This window comes from Pseudomonas sp. KK4 (genome assembly GCF_001984065.1).
Classification (GTDB): domain Bacteria; phylum Pseudomonadota; class Gammaproteobacteria; order Pseudomonadales; family Pseudomonadaceae; genus Aquipseudomonas.
On sequence record NZ_LYVP01000206.1, the window covers coordinates 1 to 4,613 of the forward strand.

At 61.1% G+C, this 4,613-nt stretch carries 6 protein-coding genes; 1 reads left to right on the top strand and 5 read right to left on the bottom strand.

Annotated features, from left to right (window positions below; all coding sequences use genetic code 11):
* The 3 genes from B0W55_RS28695 to B0W55_RS28705 all read right to left on the bottom strand — a co-directional run.
* Positions 1–255 (bottom strand): YegP family protein (locus tag B0W55_RS28695; protein WP_077049275.1); only part of this gene is annotated, 255 nt, incomplete at its 3' end.
* Between the two features lie 174 nt (positions 256–429).
* Complete coding sequence (locus B0W55_RS28700) at positions 430–735, bottom strand: ribbon-helix-helix domain-containing protein (RefSeq protein ID WP_077049276.1); 306 nt, start codon at positions 733–735, stop codon at positions 430–432.
* A gap of 14 nt (positions 736–749) precedes the next feature.
* A complete protein-coding gene (locus B0W55_RS28705; protein WP_077049277.1) occupies positions 750–1,331 on the bottom strand; it encodes a DJ-1/PfpI family protein in 582 nt (193 codons plus the stop codon).
* 212 nt (positions 1,332–1,543) lie between these two features.
* On the opposite strand from B0W55_RS28705, the gene B0W55_RS28710 reads away from it, so the two are divergent.
* Positions 1,544–2,449 carry a DMT family transporter gene (locus tag B0W55_RS28710; protein ID WP_077049278.1) on the top strand — a complete coding sequence of 302 codons (906 nt, stop codon included), beginning with the start codon at positions 1,544–1,546 and terminating at the stop codon, positions 2,447–2,449.
* Positions 2,450–2,507: 58 nt separating this feature from the next.
* On the opposite strand, the gene B0W55_RS28715 is transcribed toward B0W55_RS28710, so the two are convergent.
* Together B0W55_RS28715 and B0W55_RS28720 are read right to left on the bottom strand one after the other, a co-directional pair.
* On the bottom strand, positions 2,508–3,722 hold the full coding sequence (locus B0W55_RS28715; protein WP_077049279.1) for an SAM-dependent methyltransferase: 1,215 nt from the start codon (positions 3,720–3,722) through the stop codon (positions 2,508–2,510).
* 224 nt (positions 3,723–3,946) lie between these two features.
* Positions 3,947–4,564, bottom strand: coding sequence for a TPM domain-containing protein (locus B0W55_RS28720; protein ID WP_077049280.1), 618 nt, complete (start codon positions 4,562–4,564; stop codon positions 3,947–3,949).
* Between the last annotated feature and the right edge of the window lie 49 nt (positions 4,565–4,613).

Consider the following 4,613-nt stretch of genomic DNA (forward strand, 5'->3'; position numbering starts at 1 on the left):
GGCATAGGATTCGCTGCTGCCAATGATCTCGTGGTTGCCGGCCTTGAGGTTGAAGTAGGGATGGCCGTCCTTGGTAGCCTTTTTCTCGTAGCGTTCATCCAGCGGGCTGTTGGCCTGGACCGCCGCGATGCCTTTGTCGGCGGCGGCGCGGGTGGTGTACAGCTCACTGGTCAGAATGGTTTCGGCGTTCGCCGCCTTGAGCACGAACCTGAATTGACCGATGCTGCTTTTGCTCACTTCGTACCATCCGGACATGCTCTTGCTCCTTGGCGATTGAGAGGTGGCGCGCTTCAGAGTAAAGACCAGGCTGGGATTTCTGTCGCCTGTACCGGCCTCTTCGCGAGCAAGCCCGCTCCCACATTCGATCGCATTCCAAATGTGGGAGCGGGCTTGCTCGCGAAGAGGCCGGCAAGGTCGATACAAAACTCTCTATTTCCCCACCGCCCGCACCACCGACAACGCCGGCGCCTGCACCCGCCGCTGGCTCAGATACCGCATACAACTGACCCGCAAGAACGACGCAAAATTCACCACCTCACCCCGGTAATCCATCACCTCTTCATACAGCTTGGCGATCAACTGGTTGGTGGTCATGCCATCGACCTCAGCGATTTCGCTGAGAATGTCCCAGAACTGATTCTCCAGGCGCAACGTGGTGACCACCCCGCAGATACGCAGCGAGCGCGAGCGTGACTCATAGAGAATCGGGTCGGCTTTGACGTAGAGCTCGCACATGGGCGCAGGCCTCTTTACAGGGTGATTTTGGTGCCCAGCAAGCCAAGGAAACCGGCCAGCCACTTCGGATGGGCAGGCCAGGCCGGCGCCGTGGCCAGATTGCCCTGTACGTGGCCGTCCGTCACCGCAATATCGATGAACGTACCGCCCGCCAGGCGCACTTCCGGCGCACAGGCCGGGTATGCGCTGCACTCGCGCCCTTCGAGAATTCCCGCCGCCGCCAGCAATTGCGCACCGTGGCACACGGCAGCGATCGGTTTGCCGGCCTTGTCGAAGGCACGCACCAGTTCCAGGACTTTTTCGTTCAGGCGCAGATACTCCGGCGCCCGACCACCGGGGATCAGCACCGCGTCGTAGTCAGTCTCTTTCACCTTGGCGAAGTCGAAGTTCAGGGCGAACAGGTGTCCGGGTTTTTCGCTGTAGGTCTGGTCGCCTTCAAAGTCATGAATGGCGGTGCGCACGGTCTGGCCGGCGGTTTTGTCGGGGCAGACGGCGTGCACGGTGTGCCCGACCATCAGCAAGGCCTGGAACGGCACCATTACTTCATAGTCTTCAACGTAATCGCCGACCAGCATCAGAATTTTTTTCGCGGCCATGGGCAGGACTCCTCTGGGAAATGCGTAGGAATATTCAAGGTAGTCCTTATCCGGTGAGTCGGGTAACAACCGGCTACTACGACCAATGACATCTCGCCACAAGTCCTGCGCAAACTGTACGGATAACTCTGCGCCTAGCTGTAACAGCGCGAAACACCTGGTTTATGGCTAGATGAAGGCACTTCCAATAATCCACACATCCGGTTGCCATCATGTCCTCCCGCGAAAACACCGGCATGGCCCTGGGCCTGCTCGGCGTCGTCATTTTCAGCCTCACCCTGCCCTTCACGCGCATCGTCGTGCAGGAGCTTCATCCATTGCTCAATGGCCTGGGCCGTGCGCTGTTCGCGGCGGTCCCGGCGGCGATCCTGTTGCTGTGGCGTCGGGAAAAATGGCCGACCTGGAAACAGATCAAGGGCCTGAGCCTGGTGATTGCCGGGGTGATTCTGGGCTTTCCGGTGCTGTCGGCCTGGGCCATGCAGACTTTGCCGGCGTCCCACGGCGCGCTGGTCAACGGCCTGCAACCGTTGTGCGTGGCGCTGTACGCCGCGTGGCTGTCCCACGAGCGCCCGTCGAAAGCGTTCTGGGCCTGCGCGGCGCTGGGCAGTGCGCTGGTGCTCGGCTACGCGTTGATCACAGGGGCCGGCAGCATTCAGGCCGGTGACTTGCTGATGCTCGGCGCGATTGCGGTGGGTGGCCTGGGTTATGCCGAAGGCGGCCGGTTGGCCAAGGAAATGGGCGGCTGGCAAGTGATCTGCTGGGCGCTGGTGCTGTCGACGCCGCTGTTGATCGGGCCGGTGGTGTACTTGGCGCTGCAACATCAGGGCGAGGTATCGGCCAAGACCTGGTGGGCGTTTGGTTACGTCTCGCTGTTTTCGCAGTTCATTGGCTTCTTTGCCTGGTACGCCGGGCTGGCGATGGGCGGCATCGCCCGGGTCAGTCAGATCCAACTGCTGCAGATCTTCTTCACCATCGCTTTTTCGGCGCTGTTTTTCGGTGAGCACATCGAGCCGATCACCTGGCTGTTTGCGGCCGGGGTGATCGTCACGGTGATGCTTGGTCGCAAGACCGCAGTCAATGCCAATGTGGGAGCGGGCTTGCTCGCGAAAGCAGACTGACAGCCAACATTGAGGGTGGATGTGACGGCGCCTTCGCGAGCAAGCCCGCTCCCCCAGGTCAGAGGTAGCCGTCGGCCCGCAGCAGGGTTTCCAGGCAGTGGTCGGTGATCTGGTAGAACGCCTTGAGTTCTTCGATCTTCGCCAGCAATTGCGTCGGGTCCACCGGCTCGGCGCGTTTGACCGCCAGGATCATCTTGTTCTTGTTGGTGTGTTCCAGCGAGATGAACTCGAACACCTTGGTCTCGTAACCGCAGGCCTCAAGGAACAGCGCGCGCAGGCTGTCGGTGACCATTTCCGCCTGCTGGCCCAGGTGCAGGCCGTATTGCAGCATCGGTTTGAGCAGCGCCGGGCTCTGGATCTGCAGGCGGATCTGTTTGTGGCAGCACGGCGAGCACATGATGATCGACGCACCGGAACGAATGCCGGTGTGGATCGCGTAGTCGGTGGCGATGTCGCAGGCGTGCAGCGCGATCATCACGTCCAGCTCGCTCGGCGCCACGCTGCGCACGTCCCCGCACTTGAACACCAGCCCCGGATGCTCGAGCTTGGCCGCTGCGGCGTTGCACAGGCTGACCATGTCTTCACGCAGCTCCACGCCGGTCACTTCGCCTCGGGCGTTGAGGGTGTTGCGCAGGTAGTCGTGGATGGCGAAGGTCAGGTAACCCTTGCCCGAACCGAAGTCCGCCACCCGCACCGGTTTGTCCAGCGCCAGCGGCGACGATGTCAGCGCATGGCTGAACACTTCGATGAATTTGTTGATCTGCTTCCACTTGCGCGACATCGCCGGGATCAGCTCGTGCTTGCTGTTGGTCACCCCCAAGTCCGCGAGAAACGGCCGGCTCAGGTCGAGAAAGCGGTTTTTCTCGCGGTTGTGCTCGGCGGACGGCACTTCACGCAATTGCTGAGGTTGGCTCTTGAACAGCGAAGACTTGCCCTTTTTGCTGTATTCGAGCTGGGCTTCGTCAGTCAACGTCAATAAATGCGCATTTTTGAACGCAGCGGGCAGCAGCCCGGCGACGGTCGCGACACCTTCGGCCAGGGGCAGGTTCTTGGTGATGTCGCGGGTCTTGTAGCGGTAGACGAAGGACAGGCAAGGCTGCCCCTTGACCGCTACCGACTTGATGATGATCCGCTGCAGGTCCGCCTCTTCGCCGACGTACTTGGCCAGCACCAGTTTGATGAAAGCGTTCTGCTCGAGGCTGGTGTGCAGCAGGTCGATGAACTGGGCGTGGTGATCCGGCGCGAGGCTGGCGGGAGTGGCGGTGACGGACATGGAAAAAACGGCCTCGGGCGGGGCAAATCGGGAGTGGCGGGTATTTTAGGGGGGATGGCCGTTCAGGACACGCAGTTATTTACCGAACGGTGGATCCGTATCCGCACATCCCCTGTGGGAGCGGGCTTGCTCGCGAAAGCGGTCTATCCGTCAACATCTTCATGGACTGGCACTGCGCTTTCGCGAGCAAGCCCGCTCCCACAAGAGTGCATTGAACCTTGGAATCAGCCTAAAACCACCAACCGATTCGGCAACTCATTGCGCACATGGGTCACTGGCACATGCACCTTGAGCAATTCGCCGCAGGCCTCGACGCAGGCTACGAAGCCCTGCAACGTCTGGCCCTCGCGCACCTGGCGGGTGAATTCGGCGACGATCGCATCCCAGTTCTTGTTGTCGAGGCGGCTGGAAATGCCCTCGTCCACCAGGATTTCCACATACCGCTCCGCTTCCGACACGAAAATCAGGATGCCGGTGCCGCCTACCGTGTGATGCAGGTTTTGCTCGAGGAACTGCCGACGCGCCAGGTTCGAGGCACGCCAGTGACGCACCGAGCGCGGGATCAGGTGGGTGGTGATTTTCGGCAGGCGGAACAGCAGGCAAAGGACGATGAAGCTGATCCACTGCACCAGCAACAGGCTGTGCAGGGTCAACCACCCGGTGAGGTAATGCACGATGCCCGGCACCACCAGTGCCAGCAGGCTGGCCCAGAGCAGCGGGATGTACGCATAGTCGTCGGCGCGGGCCGCGAGCACGGTGACCAGCTCCGCGTCGGTGTCGCGCTCGACCCGGGCAATCGCCTCGGCGACTTTGCGTTGTTCGTGTTCAGTCAGTAATGCCATGTCGTGAAGTGCCTGCTCATTTTTATTGTTACCAGCCGCCGGACGAACC

Bases quoted from the DNA above. Each gene is read 5' to 3' on its own strand.
- B0W55_RS28700 (WP_077049276.1), bottom strand. From the start codon at position 735: ATGTGCGAGCTCTACGTCAAAGCCGACCCGATTCTCTATGAGTCACGC.
- B0W55_RS28705 (WP_077049277.1), bottom strand. From the start codon at position 1,331: ATGGCCGCGAAAAAAATTCTGATGCTGGTCGGCGATTACGTTGAAGAC.
- B0W55_RS28710 (WP_077049278.1), top strand. From the start codon at position 1,544: ATGTCCTCCCGCGAAAACACCGGCATGGCCCTGGGCCTGCTCGGCGTC.
- B0W55_RS28715 (WP_077049279.1), bottom strand. From the start codon at position 3,722: ATGTCCGTCACCGCCACTCCCGCCAGCCTCGCGCCGGATCACCACGCC.
- B0W55_RS28720 (WP_077049280.1), bottom strand. From the start codon at position 4,564: ATGGCATTACTGACTGAACACGAACAACGCAAAGTCGCCGAGGCGATT.